General features: G+C 51.7%; 17 protein-coding genes, 1 tRNA gene and 2 rRNA genes (1 of these 20 running past the window's edge). 14 read left to right on the top strand and 6 right to left on the bottom strand.

The genetic code is table 11. The annotated features are described in order from the left end of the window. Positions 1 to 22 precede the first annotated feature (22 nt). The 5 genes from rpoA (at position 23) to JTA15_RS15515 (ending at position 2,613) form a co-directional block, all read left to right on the top strand. Positions 23 to 1,012, top strand: coding sequence for a DNA-directed RNA polymerase subunit alpha (rpoA, locus tag JTA15_RS15535; protein WP_002919219.1), 990 nt, complete (start codon positions 23 to 25; stop codon positions 1,010 to 1,012). 40 nt (positions 1,013 to 1,052) lie between these two features. Continuing rightward, positions 1,053 to 1,439 (top strand): 50S ribosomal protein L17, encoded by a 387-nt coding sequence (gene rplQ, locus JTA15_RS15530; RefSeq protein WP_001216372.1) that lies wholly within the window; start codon positions 1,053 to 1,055, stop codon positions 1,437 to 1,439. A gap of 107 nt (positions 1,440 to 1,546) precedes the next feature. Beyond that, positions 1,547 to 1,915, top strand: a complete 369-nt coding sequence (locus JTA15_RS15525) for a DUF1992 domain-containing protein (RefSeq protein ID WP_044859364.1) — start codon at positions 1,547 to 1,549, stop codon at positions 1,913 to 1,915. A gap of 2 nt (positions 1,916 to 1,917) precedes the next feature. After that, positions 1,918 to 2,340 carry a Zn(2+)-responsive transcriptional regulator gene (gene zntR, locus JTA15_RS15520; protein ID WP_219372472.1) on the top strand — a complete coding sequence of 141 codons (423 nt, stop codon included), beginning with the start codon at positions 1,918 to 1,920 and terminating at the stop codon, positions 2,338 to 2,340. A gap of 57 nt (positions 2,341 to 2,397) precedes the next feature. Continuing rightward, positions 2,398 to 2,613, top strand: a complete 216-nt coding sequence (locus tag JTA15_RS15515) for an alternative ribosome-rescue factor A (protein WP_014171893.1) — start codon at positions 2,398 to 2,400, stop codon at positions 2,611 to 2,613. Here the strand turns inward: JTA15_RS15515 and mscL are convergent, their stop codons facing one another. The 5 genes from mscL to def form a co-directional block, all read right to left on the bottom strand. Next, positions 2,614 to 3,027, bottom strand: coding sequence for a large-conductance mechanosensitive channel protein MscL (gene mscL / locus JTA15_RS15510; protein ID WP_014171892.1), 414 nt, complete (start codon positions 3,025 to 3,027; stop codon positions 2,614 to 2,616). A 146-nt stretch (positions 3,028 to 3,173) separates the two neighbouring features. Beyond that, positions 3,174 to 4,550 carry a Trk system potassium transporter TrkA gene (gene trkA, locus JTA15_RS15505; protein ID WP_014171891.1) on the bottom strand — a complete coding sequence of 459 codons (1,377 nt, stop codon included), beginning with the start codon at positions 4,548 to 4,550 and terminating at the stop codon, positions 3,174 to 3,176. A gap of 22 nt (positions 4,551 to 4,572) precedes the next feature. Then, on the bottom strand, positions 4,573 to 5,859 hold the full coding sequence (gene rsmB, locus JTA15_RS15500) for a 16S rRNA (cytosine(967)-C(5))-methyltransferase RsmB (RefSeq protein WP_047356140.1): 1,287 nt from the start codon (positions 5,857 to 5,859) through the stop codon (positions 4,573 to 4,575). 52 nt (positions 5,860 to 5,911) lie between these two features. Further along, positions 5,912 to 6,859: a methionyl-tRNA formyltransferase gene (gene fmt / locus JTA15_RS15495; RefSeq protein ID WP_014171889.1), complete on the bottom strand. Its 948-nt coding sequence runs from the start codon at positions 6,857 to 6,859 to the stop codon at positions 5,912 to 5,914. 25 nt (positions 6,860 to 6,884) lie between these two features. Beyond that, positions 6,885 to 7,394 carry a peptide deformylase gene (gene def / locus JTA15_RS15490; protein ID WP_008503479.1) on the bottom strand — a complete coding sequence of 170 codons (510 nt, stop codon included), beginning with the start codon at positions 7,392 to 7,394 and terminating at the stop codon, positions 6,885 to 6,887. A gap of 128 nt (positions 7,395 to 7,522) precedes the next feature. On the opposite strand from def, the gene dprA reads away from it, so the two are divergent. From dprA to JTA15_RS15460, 6 genes are read left to right on the top strand one after another with little or no spacing between them, the layout of a single operon-like run. Beyond that, positions 7,523 to 8,647, top strand: coding sequence for a DNA-protecting protein DprA (gene dprA / locus JTA15_RS15485; protein WP_063157245.1), 1,125 nt, complete (start codon positions 7,523 to 7,525; stop codon positions 8,645 to 8,647). Beyond that, positions 8,619 to 9,092 (top strand): DUF494 family protein Smg, encoded by a 474-nt coding sequence (gene smg / locus JTA15_RS15480; RefSeq protein WP_014171887.1) that lies wholly within the window; start codon positions 8,619 to 8,621, stop codon positions 9,090 to 9,092. The genes dprA and smg overlap by 29 nt, the downstream gene beginning before the upstream one ends. 26 nt (positions 9,093 to 9,118) lie before the next feature. Beyond that, positions 9,119 to 9,676, top strand: coding sequence for a type I DNA topoisomerase (locus tag JTA15_RS15475; RefSeq protein WP_063215008.1), 558 nt, complete (start codon positions 9,119 to 9,121; stop codon positions 9,674 to 9,676). After that, a complete protein-coding gene (tsaC, locus tag JTA15_RS15470) occupies positions 9,666 to 10,238 on the top strand; it encodes an L-threonylcarbamoyladenylate synthase type 1 TsaC (protein WP_020882978.1) in 573 nt (190 codons plus the stop codon). Before JTA15_RS15475 ends, tsaC begins: the two co-directional genes overlap by 11 nt. Before the next feature lie 4 nt (positions 10,239 to 10,242). Beyond that, positions 10,243 to 11,061, top strand: coding sequence for a shikimate dehydrogenase (gene aroE / locus JTA15_RS15465; protein ID WP_219372471.1), 819 nt, complete (start codon positions 10,243 to 10,245; stop codon positions 11,059 to 11,061). Further along, on the top strand, positions 11,058 to 11,306 hold the full coding sequence (locus tag JTA15_RS15460) for a DUF1488 domain-containing protein (RefSeq protein WP_014171883.1): 249 nt from the start codon (positions 11,058 to 11,060) through the stop codon (positions 11,304 to 11,306). Before aroE ends, JTA15_RS15460 begins: the two co-directional genes overlap by 4 nt. Here JTA15_RS15460 and JTA15_RS15455 read toward each other — a convergent pair. Next, the gene (locus tag JTA15_RS15455) at positions 11,282 to 11,836 is read right to left on the bottom strand and encodes a gamma carbonic anhydrase family protein (RefSeq protein WP_219372470.1); all 555 of its coding nucleotides are present in this window, start codon (positions 11,834 to 11,836) and stop codon (positions 11,282 to 11,284) included. The two genes, JTA15_RS15460 and JTA15_RS15455, sit on opposite strands and share 25 nt — an antisense overlap. Positions 11,837 to 12,308: 472 nt before the next feature. On the opposite strand from JTA15_RS15455, the gene JTA15_RS15450 reads away from it, so the two are divergent. The 3 genes from JTA15_RS15450 to JTA15_RS15440 form a co-directional block, all read left to right on the top strand. Continuing rightward, a 16S ribosomal RNA gene (locus JTA15_RS15450) occupies positions 12,309 to 13,848 on the top strand. Between the two features lie 85 nt (positions 13,849 to 13,933). Beyond that, a tRNA-Glu gene (locus tag JTA15_RS15445) sits at positions 13,934 to 14,009 on the top strand. A 192-nt stretch (positions 14,010 to 14,201) separates the two neighbouring features. Next, positions 14,202 to 15,687, top strand: a 23S ribosomal RNA gene (locus JTA15_RS15440) (it continues 1,421 nt past the right edge of the window). The 16S and 23S rRNA genes sit together here with 1 tRNA gene alongside, the layout of an rRNA operon.

Here is a 15,687-nt window from a genome sequence, read left to right as displayed (position 1 = left end):
TTAGTACCAAAGAGAGGACACAATGCAGGGTTCTGTGACAGAGTTTCTAAAACCGCGCCTGGTAGATATCGAGCAAGTGAGTTCGACGCACGCCAAGGTGACCCTTGAGCCTTTAGAGCGTGGCTTTGGCCATACTCTGGGTAACGCACTGCGCCGTATTCTGCTCTCATCGATGCCGGGTTGCGCGGTGACCGAGGTTGAGATTGATGGTGTACTTCATGAGTACAGCACCAAAGAAGGCGTTCAGGAAGATATCCTTGAAATCCTGCTCAACCTGAAAGGGCTGGCGGTGAGAGTTCAGGGTAAAGATGAAGTTATTCTTACTCTGAATAAATCTGGCATTGGCCCTGTGACTGCAGCCGACATCACCCACGACGGTGATGTTGAAATCGTCAAGCCGCAGCACGTGATCTGCCACCTGACCGATGAGAACGCAGCGATTAGCATGCGTATCAAAGTTCAGCGCGGTCGTGGTTATGTGCCGGCTTCTGCCCGAATTCATTCGGAAGAAGATGAGCGCCCAATCGGCCGTCTGCTGGTCGACGCATGCTACAGCCCTGTAGAGCGTATTGCCTACAATGTTGAAGCAGCGCGTGTAGAACAGCGTACCGACCTGGACAAGCTGGTCATCGAAATGGAAACCAACGGCACAATCGATCCTGAAGAGGCGATTCGTCGTGCGGCAACCATCCTGGCAGAACAACTGGAAGCTTTCGTTGACTTACGTGATGTTCGTCAGCCGGAAGTGAAAGAAGAGAAACCAGAATTCGATCCGATCCTGCTGCGCCCTGTTGACGATCTCGAATTGACTGTCCGCTCTGCTAACTGCCTCAAGGCAGAAGCTATCCACTATATCGGTGATCTGGTACAGCGTACCGAGGTTGAGTTGCTGAAAACGCCGAACCTGGGTAAAAAATCTCTTACCGAGATTAAAGACGTGCTGGCTTCACGTGGTCTGTCTCTGGGCATGCGCCTGGAAAACTGGCCACCAGCAAGCATTGCTGACGAGTAACCGGATCACAGGTTAAGGTTTTACTGAGAAGGATAAGGTCATGCGCCATCGTAAGAGTGGTCGTCAACTGAACCGCAACAGCAGCCATCGCCAGGCTATGTTCCGCAACATGGCAGGTTCACTGGTTCGTCATGAAATCATCAAGACGACCCTGCCTAAAGCGAAAGAGCTGCGTCGCGTAGTTGAGCCGCTGATTACTCTTGCCAAGACTGACAGCGTTGCAAATCGTCGTCTGGCATTCGCCCGTACTCGTGATAACGAGATCGTGGCAAAACTGTTTAACGAACTGGGTCCGCGTTTCGCGAGCCGTGCCGGTGGTTACACTCGTATTCTGAAGTGTGGCTTCCGTGCAGGCGACAACGCTCCGATGGCTTACATCGAGCTGGTTGATCGTTCAGAATCTAAAGCAGAAGCTGCTGCAGAGTAATCTGTAGTAACGTAAAAAAACCCGCTTCGGCGGGTTTTTTTATATCCGCTGAATCCCCACTTCTCTACAATATCTGTATCTTTTCTGTTCATCTTCTGGAGTTATTCATGTGGTTGCTCGACCAGTGGGCAGAACGCCATATCAGCGATGCTCAGCGAAAAGGCGAATTTGATAACCTTGCGGGACGCGGTGAGCCGTTAGTGCTTGATGATGATTCGCATGTTGCCCCTGAATTACGGGCCGGATATCGCTTACTCAAAAATGCCGGTTGTTTACCACCGGAACTGGAGCAGCGTAAAGAGGCCATGCAACTGGCTGACCTGCTGAAAGGGATTCGCAAGGATGATCCCAGCCACTGTGAAATTAGCCGTCGACTGGCTCTCATCGAACTCAAAATGCGTCAGGCCGGAATGAGCACAGACTTTTTGCACGGTGAGTACAGTGACAGGCTAATGCAGAAAATAAATGAGGAATAACCATGTACCGTATCGGTGAACTTGCCAGGCTTGCTAACGTAACGCCGGACACTGTCCGCTATTACGAAAAGCAGCAGATGATTGATCACGAGGTTCGTACTGAAGGTGGATTTCGACTCTATACCGATCATGACCTGCAGCGCTTACGGTTTATCCGCTACGCTCGCCAGCTTGGTTTCACGCTGGACTCGATCCGCGAGTTACTTTCGATCCGCATCGATCCTGAACACCATACTTGCCAGGAGTCGAAGAGTATCGTACAGGCAAGGCTTGATGAAGTTGAAGCGCGTATACAGGAACTGCAGACCATGCAGCGTTCTCTGCAACGGTTGAATGACGCCTGCTGCGGTACAGCCCATAGCAGTATTTATTGTTCAATTCTTGAAGCCCTTGAACAGGGGGCCAGTGGAACCCAGGGCTGTTGATTTTTACTTCATCCGGGACTAGACTCCCGTCGACATACACCATGCTCAGGAGAAATTATGAGCCGCTATCAGCATACGAAAGGGCAAATTCAGGACAATGCCATTGAGGCACTGCTCCACGACCCGCTTTTCAGGCAGCGTATTGAGAAGAATAAAAAAGGAAAAGGGAGTTATTTACGAAAAGGGAAACATGCAAAACGGGGTAACTGGGAGGCCAGTGGCAAGCAAGCGAATCGCTTTTTTACCACTGGCCTTCCTTTTTTCAACGTCTGATTAAGAGCGGTTATTTTGCTCTTTCAACAGATCGCGAATTTCAGTCAATAACACTTCTTCTTTTGTCGGAGCAGGCGGCGCAGCCGGTTCTTCAGCCTTTTTACGGTTAAGCTTATTGATAAGCTTGATAGCCATAAAAATGGCGAACGCCACGATCACGAAATCAAATATGTTCTGAATGAAAACGCCATAATGCATAACAACGGCAGGGACATCACCCTGTGCATCCCGAAGCGTCACGGCAAACTGTTTAAAATCAATGCCCCCGATTAACAGCCCGAGGGGAGGCATAATAATGTCGGCTACCAGTGATGAAACGATCTTACCGAACGCTGCACCGATAATGACACCCACTGCCAGATCCACCACATTCCCGCGCATCGCAAATTCGCGAAATTCTTTAACTAAACTCATTTTCTTCTCCTTGAGCCAACTGACGATTATAAGTTTAACAAATGATTAGTTAATTTCCATTGGGGATAATTAATCGTTATGAAAAATAAAAGGCATGGGAATAAGAGGGTTAATAATCAGGTGCTCTTTTATAAGCACCTGATTGATTACAGGAAGAATGGACTTGGCTGGAATAAACGTTCGACGTCGGTAATAAACTTTTTATCGGTAAGGAACATAATGACGTGGTCGCCTTGCTCGATACGTAAATTATCATTCGCAATCATCACGTCGTTTCCACGCACCACGGCACCAATAATTGTTCCCGGTGGCAGTTTAATTTCATCGATAGCGCGGCCCACAACGCGTGATGTGGTTTCATCACCATGAGCAACGGCCTCAATGGCTTCAGCCACACCGCGGCGAAGGGAGGATACGCCAACAATATCCGCCTTACGAACATGGCTCAGCAGGGCAGAAATGGTTGCTTGCTGCGGTGATATCGCGATATCAATAACGCTTCCCTGCACGAGGTCAACGTAGGCGCGGCGTTGAATAAGCACCATGACTTTTTTTGCCCCCATACGCTTGGCGAGCATGGCGGACATAATGTTCGCCTCGTCGTCGTTAGTGACGGCAATAAACAGATCAACTTGATCAATATGCTCTTCTGCCAGCAGCTCTTGATCAGAGGCATCGCCATAAAACACGATGGTGTTTTGCAGCTTTTCAGCCAGCTCAGCCGCGCGCTGTTGATCGCGCTCGATCAACTTCACGCTGTAGTCTTTTTCCAGCCGGTGCGCCAGTCCCGCGCCGATATTACCACCGCCAACGAGCATAATGCGTTTATACGGTTTTTCGAGACGCTGCAGTTCGCTCATTACCGCGCGAATATGCTGAGATGCCGCGATGAAGAAGACTTCATCACCTGCCTCGACTATGGTTGAACCCTGTGGGCGAATTGGCCTGTCATGGCGGAAAATGGCTGCAACGCGGGTATCAATATGCGGCATATGCTCACGCATGGTGGAGAGCGCATTACCGATCAATGGGCCGCCGTAATAGGCCTTAACGACCGCCAGGCTCACTTTACCTTCGGCGAAGTTCACCACCTGCAGCGCACCAGGATATTCGATCAGGCGGTAGATATTGTCGATAACCAGCTGTTCTGGAGCGATAAGATGGTCGATAGGGACCGCTTCGGAATTAAACAGCTTCTCTGCATCCCGGACATAGTCCGGGGAGCGGATGCGCGCGATCCGGTTCGGCGTGTTGAACAGCGAATAGGCCACCTGACATGCCACCATGTTGGTTTCGTCAGAACTGGTCACCGCAACCAGCATGTCAGCATCGTCGGCGCCCGCTTCACGCAGGACACGCGGGTGCGAGCCATGACCTTGCACGACGCGAAGGTCAAATTTGTCCTGTAAAACACGCAGCCGATCGCCATTGGTATCGACAATCGTGATGTCATTATTTTCGCCAACAAGGTTTTCAGCCAGCGTCCCACCAACCTGTCCGGCGCCCAGAATGATTATCTTCATATCTCGTGACCTGTTCTCAACATCACTCTTTGATTAGCTTAGCGTAAAAGAAGCCATCACCTTCTTCAGCGGCCGGCAGATTCTGCAGGCCTGGGCGTTCAGGCGTGCCCGTGTCGTGTAGCACTGCATCCGGGGTACGTTTAAGGAAGGCTGCAATCTGTTGGCTGTTTTCTTCCGGAAGGACCGAACAGGTCGCATAGACCAACGTGCCTCCTGGCTTCAGGTGTGGCCAAATGGCATCAAGAATGTCGGATTGCAGTTGAGTCAGTTCCTTGATATCACGATCGCGACGTAACCACTTGATATCCGGGTGGCGACGAATAACGCCGGTAGCCGAGCAGGGAGCATCCAGCAAGATGCGATCGAATTGCGTTTCACCACACCATTCTGCGGGTTTGCGGCCATCGCCTTGCTTAACCTGCGCTTTCATTCCCAGGCGCTTAAGGTTGTCATAGACGCGTGAAAGACGCTGCTCATCGACATCCACGGCCATGACGTTTGCCTGAGGGGCCACTTCCAGAATATGCGTCGTCTTACCGCCTGGCGCGGCACAGAGATCGAGGATGTGCTCGCCGTTTTTAGGTTCCAGCCAGGTCATGCAGCCCTGCGCGGAAGCATCTTGTACGGTCACCCAGCCTTCATCAAAACCAGGTAAAGCATGTACCGGAGCAGGAGAGGCTAAACGCACAGCGTCAGGATATGCTTCATGTGTGAAGCCGCTCATTCCAGCCTCTTCCAGTAAAGCCAGCCAGGCGTCGCGCGTATGGTGATTACGGTTGATGCGTAACCACATCGGCGGACGCTGATTATTCGCGTCGGCAATTGCCTGCCACTGCTCTGGCCAGGCTTTTTTAAGGCGATTCAGGAGCCAGTCAGGATGCAGATAACGTGCTTCACTTTGCTCGAACTCAGCCAGAAGCTCTTCCTGCTGTCGTTGGAACTGGCGCAGAACGCCATTAATCAACCCTTTCAGCATAGGACGTTTAATCACAACGGCACCTTCCACTGTCTCAGCCAGTGCGGCATGAGGCGGGATACGCGTGTGAAGAAGCTGATAGAAGCCAACCATAATCAAATAATGCACGGTGCGCTGCTTGCCGGTCATTGGACGTGACATCAGCTTATTAACCAGCCACTCGAGCTGAGAAAGCGTGCGCAGGACGCCAAAACAGAGCTCCTGAAGCAGGGCTTTGTCTTTGTCGGACACTTTTTGCTGCAAAGCTGGCAGGATATTGCTCAATGACTGGCCCTGCTCGACAACCTGCTCAACGGCCTGAGCCGCCATACTGCGTAAATTTTGTTTTTTCATAACCGTAAAAATAAAAATGCCCGGAAACACCGGGCGCTAAAATTAAATGAGGTCAGGCAAGGCGATTGCCCGGGATAAACCATTCGCGACGAGAATTTAACAAATCCTGTGCGCTCATCGCCTTCTTACCCGCAGGTTGTAGCGATTCCAGATTCAGGATCCCTTGTGCGGTAGCTACCTGAATACCGTTCTTGCTGGCGTCGATAATCGTACCGGGCTCAGCCGTTGTGTGACCGTCAATAAGGGAGGCTTTCCAGACTTTCACCGGCTGCTCGTCGATAACCATCCAGCTCATCGGCCATGGATTAAAGGCGCGAATGCAGCGTTCAAGTTGAGCCGCTGACAGAGACCAGTCAATCCGGGCTTCTTCTTTACTCAATTTTTCAGCGTAAGTGACCAGCGCTTCATCCTGAACTTCAGGTTTCGCCGTATTATTCGCAATCTGCTGGAGGGTTTCAATCAGCCCTTGCGGGCCAAGCTCTGCCAGCTTGTCATACAGGGTGGCACTGGTATCCTCGGCCGTAATGGGGCAGGCCAGTTTATAAAGCATGTCACCGGTGTCTAAACCTACATCCATCTTCATGATTGTGACGCCCGTTTCAGCATCACCCGCCCATAAAGAGCGCTGAATAGGTGCTGCCCCACGCCAGCGTGGAAGCAAAGAACCATGCACGTTAATGCAACCCAGGCGAGGCATATCAAGCACAGCTTTTGGCAGAATTAAACCGTAAGCCACCACCACCATTACATCGGCATTCAGGTCAGCGACAAGCTGCTGGTTTTCCTGAGGGCGTAAGGATGCTGGCTGGAAAACAGGTAACCCATGTTCTTCTGCCAGCACCTTAACAGGACCTGGCATCAGTTTTTTACCACGGCCAGCCGGGCGATCCGGTTGGGTAAACACGCCAACAACCTGGTGGCCAGAAGATAACAGCGCGTCAAGATGACGCGCTGCAAAATCAGGGGTTCCCGCGAAGATAATACGTAGTGATTTAGACACGATGATCCTTGTATCCGGGGGGACGTTATGCGCGAGAACGCAAACGATCCAGTTTCTCTACTTTCTGACGAATTCGTTGCTGCTTCAGCGGCGAGAGATAATCGATAAACAGTTTACCGACCAGATGATCCATCTCATGCTGAATACAGATCGCCAGCAGGTCGTCAGCTTCCAGTTCGAACGGATTGCCGTCACGATCCAGGGCGCGAATTTTCACTTTTTCGGCGCGCGGCACTAAAGCACGCTGTTCCGGAATAGACAGACAACCTTCCTCAATACCTGTTTCGCCACTCTTCTCGAGCAGCTCAGGATTGATTAACACCAGGCGGCCATCGCGATTTTCAGATACGTCGATCACGATAATACGCTTGTGAATGTCGACCTGAGTGGCCGCAAGACCAATACCTTCTTCGGCGTACATGGTATCGAACATATCATCAACGATACGCTGAATTTCTGCATTCACTTCTTTTACCGGTTCAGCGACGATGCGAAGGCGCTCGTCCGGAATATGTAACACTTGCAAAACTGCCATAAATTTCCAGAGTCGTGTTCAGGAGTTGATAAGAATATTATCTCCTATTCTAGACAAAACCCCCATCGATTGACAGCATCAGTGACCAATCGCAATGATTGCGGAGGCCGCTTATGGCAGGGGAAAGGATGACGTCGACTGAGTTATGGCTACGGTTAATACACACCGGTTCTCTTTATGGCGATGTGATGCTGGAAGCGGCAGCACGATTGCACAACCAGACAACCATTGATGGTCCTGTTGTCAGAGACGCCGGTCTGTCTGTCAAACAGGCTGCACGGTTCTTTGCGCTCAGAGAAAGTGAGCTGGAAAGTAGCCTGCTATGGCTTGAGCTGCCGGGTAACTATCTGATCACGGCGGATCACCCCCTTTATCCCCCCTTACTCCGGACGATCCCGGATTATCCAGGCGCAGTCTTTGTTAAAGGCAACCCTAATGTACTGAATGCAGTTCAACTGGCGGTTGTTGGCAGCCGTGCGCCGTCATGGTACGGCGAGCGATGGGGAAAAATTCTCTGTGAACAGCTTTCTCAAAGTGGTTTAACGATCACCAGCGGGCTGGCCTGCGGTATTGACGGTGTCGCCCACAACGCTGCGCTATCGGCAAAAGGGCGTAGCGTTGCGGTGCTGGGTAACGGTCTCTTTAGTATTTATCCTCGTCGGCATCAGGCGCTGGCTGCGCGGCTTATCGATTCTGGTGGCGCGATAGTGTCTGAGTTTCCGCTATCAGCGCAGCCCCGGCCGGGACACTTTCCCCGGCGTAATCGAATTATCAGCGGGCTAAGTCAGGGGGTGTTCGTGGTTGAAGCAGCGGTACGCAGCGGTTCGCTTGTTACCGCACGGTGCGCGCTTGAGCAGGGGCGAGACGTGTTTGCCTTACCCGGCCCAATTGGTAACCCGGGATGCGAAGGGCCGCACTGGCTGATAAAGCAGGGTGCAACACCGGTAACGGAAGTCAGGGACATTCTTGAAAATTTGCAATATGGATTGCAATGGCTGCAGGAAGATCCCGAAAAGCGACATTATTCATCAGATCAGGGAAAGGTGGCATTGCCATTTCCCAAGCTCCTGGCTAACGTAGGAGATGAGGTAACACCTGTTGACGTTGTCGCTGAACGTGCCGGCCAACCTGTGCCAGTTACGGTAGCACAGCTACTCGAACTGGAGTTAGCAGGATGGATCGCAGCTGTACCCGGCGGCTATGTCCGATTAAGGAGGGCAAGCCATGTTCGACGTACTGATGTATTTGTTTGAGACTTACATCCATAACGAAGCAGAAATGCGAGTGGATCAGGACAAATTGACACAGGATCTTACCGATGCGGGGTTTGAGCGGGAAGATATCTATAATGCGTTGATGTGGCTGGAAAAACTGGCTGATTATCAGGAAGGCCTCGCCGAACCGATGCAGTTAGCTTCTGACCCATTGTCTGTGCGCATCTACACAGCTGAAGAGTGTGAAAGGCTGGACGCGAGCTGCCGGGGATTCATTTTATTCCTTGAGCAGATTCAGGTGCTAAACCTCGAAACGAGAGAGATGGTGATAGAGCGCGTTATGGCGCTGGATACGGCAGACTTCGAACTGGAAGATCTCAAGTGGGTCATCCTGATGGTTCTGTTTAATATTCCAGGCTGTGAAAATGCCTATCAGCAAATGGAAGAATTACTCTTTGAAGTGAATGAAGGTATGCTGCATTAATTCAATGTGCAGCACCAAGAGTTGTTATGGCCAAATCAGCACTATTCACGGTGCATAAAAATGAGCCCTGCCCGCAGTGCGGGGCTGAACTTGTTATTCGGTCCGGGAAACACGGCCCGTTTCTCGGTTGTTCCCACTATCCGGAATGTGATTATGTCCGTCCCCTGAAAAGCCAGGCGGATGGACATATCGTCAAAATTCTGGAGGGACAGCTTTGCCCTCTTTGCGGCGGCGAGTTAGCGCTACGTCAGGGTCGTTTCGGCATGTTTATTGGCTGTAGCCTCTATCCTGAATGTGAACATACAGAACAAATTGATAAACCTGATGAAACGGCTATTGCCTGTCCTCAATGCCAGCGTGGACAGCTCGTGCAGCGCCGTTCTCGTTTTGGTAAGACCTTTCATTCCTGCGATCGCTATCCTGAATGTCAGTTTGTTATCAATTTCAAACCGGTAGCGGGTGTCTGCTCTCATTGCAATTATCCGCTACTTATAGAGAAAAAAACGGCGCAAGGTTTGAAACGCTTCTGCGCCAGTAAACAATGTGGAAAGCCGGTTCCGGCGGATCAAAACAGTGAAGAATAACCTGCCATCAGGCTCTATTGCTCATGCGGTGGATGTCCTGAAAAATGAAGAAGTCATCGCCTATCCAACTGAAGCTGTTTTTGGGGTCGGTTGTGATCCTGACAGCGAAACGGCCGTTGGTCGACTGCTCACACTTAAACAGAGGCCAGTCGAAAAAGGGCTTATTTTAATCGCTGCTAACTATGAGCAGCTTAAGCCTTATATCGATGATTCCATGCTAACGCCGGAGCAGCGGGAGACTATTTTCTCAGCATGGCCCGGCCCCGTGACCTTTGTTTTCCCGGCGAAGCCGACAACGCCGCGCTGGTTGACCGGGCGCTTTGATTCCCTCGCCGTGCGCGTGACGGACCATCCGCTGGTGGTCGAGCTTTGCCTGGCCTTTGGAAAACCACTGGTCTCAACCAGCGCGAATCTGACCGGGCAGCCACCTTGCCGCACAACTGACGAAGTAAGGGCGCAGTTTGGGAATGATTTCCCGGTTGCCGTCGGTGAGACGGGAGGGCGCCTCAATCCGTCTGAAATCCGCGACGCCTTGACCGGCGAACGTTTTCGCCAGGGGTAATCCAATGGAAACCTATGCTGTTTTTGGTAATCCGATAGCACACAGCAAGTCACCGTTAATCCATCAACTGTTTGCCGAGCAACTGCAAATAAATCATCCCTATGGCCGCGTGCTGGCACCTGTTGATGCATTTATTCCTGCGCTGGAGGGTTTTTTCAACGCGGGCGGCAAAGGTGCGAATGTAACGGTACCGTTTAAAGAGGAAGCCTTCGAACGTGCGGATAAACTCACCGAGCGTGCTTCCCTTGCGGGTGCAGTGAATACCTTAAAACGGCTTGAGGATGGACGCCTGCTGGGAGACAACACTGACGGAATTGGGTTACTGAGCGATCTGGAAAGGCTCTCGTTTATTAAGCCTGGTTTCAGGGTTCTGCTGATTGGTGCGGGCGGAGCGTCGCGGGGAGTATTGCTGCCTCTGCTGTCACTGGATTGCGCGGTGACCATTACAAACAGGACCTTCTCGCGGGCAGAAGCGCTGGCTGCGTTGTTCGCACATACCGGCAGCGTGAGCGCGGTCGCCCTGGATGAACTTGCCGATTGTGAGTTTGATCTGATCATCAACGCCACCTCCAGTGGTATCGGTGGTGACGTGCCGGCGATCCCTGCTTCGCTGGTAAGTGCCCATATTTACTTCTACGACATGTTCTATCAGAAAGGGAAGACACCTTTTTTGAGCTGGTGTGAACAGCACGGCGGAAAACACGTAGCCGATGGGCTGGGAATGCTGGTGGGACAGGCGGCACACGCGGTGCTGCTCTGGCACGGTGTATTGCCTTTGGTCGAACCGGTCATTGAAAAGCTGAAAAGGGAGCTCACGGCGTGAATCAGGCAATACATTTTCCGGACAGGGAAAGCTGGGACGAGAGTAAACAGGCGGTCTGTTTCCCGGTGCTGGTGCATGGAATGCAACTTACCTGCGCCATTCGTGGGGAAACGCTGTTGCGCCGCTTTGGTGGTTCAGACCCGTTAGAGGTGTTTTGTGAAAATCGCTGGGATCTTGAAGAGGAAGCCAGCGATTTAATCCGCGATCAGCAGGAAGACGATCAGGGCTGGGTCTGGGTATCCTGACTCAGATAGTCATTCTTCCATTTAACGTAGTTATTCGCCGAGTATTTTAATCCTTCGATCTCTGCCTCCTTCAGGGGGCGGATCTGTTTTACCGGGCTTCCCAAATAGAGATAGCCGCTCTCCAGTCTTTTGTTCTGAGGAACAAGGCTGCCTGCGCCAATCATCACGTCATCTTCTACAACGACGCCATCCAGCAAAATCGACCCCATGCCAACAAGAACCCGATTACCAATAGTGCAGCCGTGAAGCATCACTTTATGGCCGACGGTGACATCTTCTCCAATGATGAGTGGATTGCCCTGGGGGTTATAGGAGGATTTGTGGGTTACGTGCAGAACGCTACCGTCCTGAATATTGGTGCGTGCGCCAATGGCTACATGGTTTACATCCCCCCGAATGGCGACGAGCGGCCAGATACTGACGTCATCGGCCATTCGAACATCGCCGATGACCACGCTGCTGGCATCGATCATCACGCGATCGCCTTTTTGGGGGAGAAGATCTTTATAAGGACGTAACACTGCGGACATATCTACCTCGAACGATGAGCACTATATAGAAGACTTGATCATATTAATGGATCGAGGCAAGGCAAAAAGCGTCAATATTTAAGCATGTTGGGTGGGATTTCAGCGAAAAGCGCGGAAAATCGACAGTTGGAAAAAAAGATCCAAAAAGTACTTGTGCTAAAAATTGGGATCCCTATAATGCGCCTCCATCGACACGGCGGATGTGAATCACTTCACAGATAACCCGGTCGGTTGAAGAGAAAAAATCCTGAACTTCAGGGTTGACTCTGAAAGAGGAAAGCGTAATATACGCCACCTCGCGACGGTGAGCTGTAAGCCGCGTCGCAACTGCTCTTTAACAATTTATCAGACAATCTGTGTGGGCACTCAAAGTGACATGGATTCTTAAYGTCYTCGGACAAAAAATGAATACCAAGTCTCTGAGTGAACATACGTAATTCATTACGAAGTTTAATTCACGAGCATCAAACTTAAATTGAAGAGTTTGATCATGGCTCAGATTGAACGCTGGCGGCAGGCCTAACACATGCAAGTCGAACGGTAGCACAGAGAGCTTGCTCTCGGGTGACGAGTGGCGGACGGGTGAGTAATGTCTGGGAAACTGCCTGATGGAGGGGGATAACTACTGGAAACGGTAGCTAATACCGCATAACGTCGCAAGACCAAAGAGGGGGACCTTCGGGCCTCTTGCCATCAGATGTGCCCAGATGGGATTAGCTAGTAGGTGGGGTAACGGCTCACCTAGGCGACGATCCCTAGCTGGTCTGAGAGGATGACCAGCCACACTGGAACTGAGACACGGTCCAGACTCCTACGGGAGGCAGCAGTGGGGAATATTGCACAATGGGCGCAAGCCTGATGCAGCCATGCCGCGTGTATGAAGAAGGCCTTCGGGTTGTAAAGTACTTTCAGCGGGGAGGAAGGTGTTGTGGTTAATAACCNCAGCAATTGACGTTACCCGCAGAAGAAGCACCGGCTAACTCCGTGCCAGCAGCCGCGGTAATACGGAGGGTGCAAGCGTTAATCGGAATTACTGGGCGTAAAGCGCACGCAGGCGGTCTGTCAAGTCGGATGTGAAATCCCCGGGCTCAACCTGGGAACTGCATTCGAAACTGGCAGGCTAGAGTCTTGTAGAGGGGGGTAGAATTCCAGGTGTAGCGGTGAAATGCGTAGAGATCTGGAGGAATACCGGTGGCGAAGGCGGCCCCCTGGACAAAGACTGACGCTCAGGTGCGAAAGCGTGGGGAGCAAACAGGATTAGATACCCTGGTAGTCCACGCCGTAAACGATGTCGACTTGGAGGTTGTGCCCTTGAGGCGTGGCTTCCGGAGCTAACGCGTTAAGTCGACCGCCTGGGGAGTACGGCCGCAAGGTTAAAACTCAAATGAATTGACGGGGGCCCGCACAAGCGGTGGAGCATGTGGTTTAATTCGATGCAACGCGAAGAACCTTACCTACTCTTGACATCCAGAGAACTTAGCAGAGATGCTTTGGTGCCTTCGGGAACTCTGAGACAGGTGCTGCATGGCTGTCGTCAGCTCGTGTTGTGAAATGTTGGGTTAAGTCCCGCAACGAGCGCAACCCTTATCCTTTGTTGCCAGCGGTCCGGCCGGGAACTCAAAGGAGACTGCCAGTGATAAACTGGAGGAAGGTGGGGATGACGTCAAGTCATCATGGCCCTTACGAGTAGGGCTACACACGTGCTACAATGGCGCATACAAAGAGAAGCGAACTCGCGAGAGCAAGCGGACCTCATAAAGTGCGTCGTAGTCCGGATTGGAGTCTGCAACTCGACTCCATGAAGTCGGAATCGCTAGTAATCGTAGATCAGAATGCTACGGTGAATACGTTCCCGGGCCTTGTACACACCGCCCGTCACACCATGGGAGTGGGTTGCAAAAGAAGTAGGTAGCTTAACCTTCGGGAGGGCGCTTACCACTTTGTGATTCATGACTGGGGTGAAGTCGTAACAAGGTAACCGTAGGGGAACCTGCGGTTGGATCACCTCCTTACCTTAAAGAACCTGCCTTTGTAGTGCTCACACAGATTGTCTGATGAAAAGTAAATAGCAAGGCGTCTTGCGATTGAGACTTCAGTGTCCCCTTCGTCTAGAGGCCCAGGACACCGCCCTTTCACGGCGGTAACAGGGGTTCGAATCCCCTAGGGGACGCCACTTGCTGGTTCGTGAGTGAAAGTCACCTGCCGACATATCTCAAAACTCATCTTCGGGTGACGTTTGAGATATTTGCTCTTTAAAAATCTGGATCAAGCTGAAAATTGAAACGACACACATGTTATGTGTGTTCGAGTCTCTCAAATTTTCGCAAGCCGGTGATGAATCGAAAGAAACATCTTCGGGTTGTGAGGTTAAGCGACTAAGCGTACACGGTGGATGCCCTGGCAGTCAGAGGCGATGAAGGACGTGCTAATCTGCGAAAAGCGCCGGCGAGGTGATATGAACCTTTGACCCGGCGATGTCCGAATGGGGAAACCCAGTGTGATCCGTCACACTATCGTTAACTGAATACATAGGTTAACGAGGCGAACCGGGGGAACTGAAACATCTAAGTACCCCGAGGAAAAGAAATCAACCGAGATTCCCCCAGTAGCGGCGAGCGAACGGGGAGCAGCCCAGAGTCTGAATCAGCTTGTGTGTTAGTGGAAGCGTCTGGAAAGTCGCACGGTACAGGGTGACAGTCCCGTACACGAAAGCACACAGGCTGTGAACTCGAAGAGTAGGGCGGGACACGTGGTATCCTGTCTGAATATGGGGGGACCATCCTCCAAGGCTAAATACTCCTGACTGACCGATAGTGAACCAGTACCGTGAGGGAAAGGCGAAAAGAACCCCGGCGAGGGGAGTGAAAAAGAACCTGAAACCGTGTACGTACAAGCAGTGGGAGCCTCTTTTATGGGGTGACTGCGTACCTTTTGTATAATGGGTCAGCGACTTATATTCTGTAGCAAGGTTAACCGTATAGGGGAGCCGCAGGGAAACCGAGTCTTAACTGGGCGTTAAGTTGCAGGGTATAGACCCGAAACCCGGTGATCTAGCCATGGGCAGGTTGAAGGTTGGGTAACACTAACTGGAGGACCGAACCGACTAATGTTGAAAAATTAGCGGATGACTTGTGGCTGGGGGTGAAAGGCCAATCAAACCGGGAGATAGCTGGTTCTCCCCGAAAGCTATTTAGGTAGCGCCTCGTGAATTCATCTTCGGGGGTAGAGCACTGTTTCGGCTAGGGGGCCATCCCGGCTTACCAACCCGATGCAAACTACGAATACCGAAGAATGTTATCACGGGAGACACACGGCGGGTGCTAACGTCCGTCGTGAAGAGGGAAACAACCCAGACCGCCAGCTAAGGTCCCAAAGTCATGGTTAAGTGGGAAACGATGTGGGAAGGCACAGACAGCCAGGATGTTGGCTTAGAAGCAGCCATCATTTAAAGAAAGCGTAATAGCTCACTGGTCGAGTCGGCCTGCGCGGAAGATGTAACGGGGCTAAACCATGCACCGAAGCTGCGGCAGCGACGCTTATGCGTTGTTGGGTAGGGGAGCGTTCTGTAAGCCGTTGAAGGTGTCCTGTGAGGGGTGCTGGAGGTATCAGAAGTGCGAATGCTGACATAAGTAACGATAAAGCGGGTGAAAAGCCCGCTCGCCGGAAGACCAAGGGTTCCTGTCCAACGTTAATCGGGGCAGGGTGAGTCGACCCCTAAGGCGAGGCCGAAAGGCGTAGTCGATGGGAAACAGGTTAATATTCCTGTACTTGGTGTTACTGCGAAGGGGGGACGGAGAAGGCTATGTTAGCCGGGCGACGGTTGTCCCGGTTTAAGCATGTAGGCGGAGGTT

Origin of the sequence: Enterobacter sp. BIDMC 29 (assembly GCF_019378755.1) — a bacterium.
GTDB classification, from domain to species: domain Bacteria; phylum Pseudomonadota; class Gammaproteobacteria; order Enterobacterales; family Enterobacteriaceae; genus Enterobacter; species Enterobacter ludwigii.
This window is presented reverse-complemented; position numbering and strand designations above follow the sequence as displayed.

Bases quoted from the DNA above. Each gene is read 5' to 3' on its own strand.
- rpoA (WP_002919219.1), top strand. From the start codon at position 23: ATGCAGGGTTCTGTGACAGAGTTTCTAAAACCGCGCCTGGTAGATATC.
- rplQ (WP_001216372.1), top strand. From the start codon at position 1,053: ATGCGCCATCGTAAGAGTGGTCGTCAACTGAACCGCAACAGCAGCCAT.
- JTA15_RS15525 (WP_044859364.1), top strand. From the start codon at position 1,547: ATGTGGTTGCTCGACCAGTGGGCAGAACGCCATATCAGCGATGCTCAG.
- zntR (WP_219372472.1), top strand. From the start codon at position 1,918: ATGTACCGTATCGGTGAACTTGCCAGGCTTGCTAACGTAACGCCGGAC.
- JTA15_RS15515 (WP_014171893.1), top strand. From the start codon at position 2,398: ATGAGCCGCTATCAGCATACGAAAGGGCAAATTCAGGACAATGCCATT.
- mscL (WP_014171892.1), bottom strand. From the start codon at position 3,027: ATGAGTTTAGTTAAAGAATTTCGCGAATTTGCGATGCGCGGGAATGTG.
- trkA (WP_014171891.1), bottom strand. From the start codon at position 4,550: ATGAAGATAATCATTCTGGGCGCCGGACAGGTTGGTGGGACGCTGGCT.
- rsmB (WP_047356140.1), bottom strand. From the start codon at position 5,859: ATGAAAAAACAAAATTTACGCAGTATGGCGGCTCAGGCCGTTGAGCAG.
- def (WP_008503479.1), bottom strand. From the start codon at position 7,394: ATGGCAGTTTTGCAAGTGTTACATATTCCGGACGAGCGCCTTCGCATC.
- dprA (WP_063157245.1), top strand. From the start codon at position 7,523: ATGACGTCGACTGAGTTATGGCTACGGTTAATACACACCGGTTCTCTT.
- smg (WP_014171887.1), top strand. From the start codon at position 8,619: ATGTTCGACGTACTGATGTATTTGTTTGAGACTTACATCCATAACGAA.
- JTA15_RS15475 (WP_063215008.1), top strand. From the start codon at position 9,119: ATGGCCAAATCAGCACTATTCACGGTGCATAAAAATGAGCCCTGCCCG.
- aroE (WP_219372471.1), top strand. From the start codon at position 10,243: ATGGAAACCTATGCTGTTTTTGGTAATCCGATAGCACACAGCAAGTCA.
- JTA15_RS15455 (WP_219372470.1), bottom strand. From the start codon at position 11,836: ATGTCCGCAGTGTTACGTCCTTATAAAGATCTTCTCCCCCAAAAAGGC.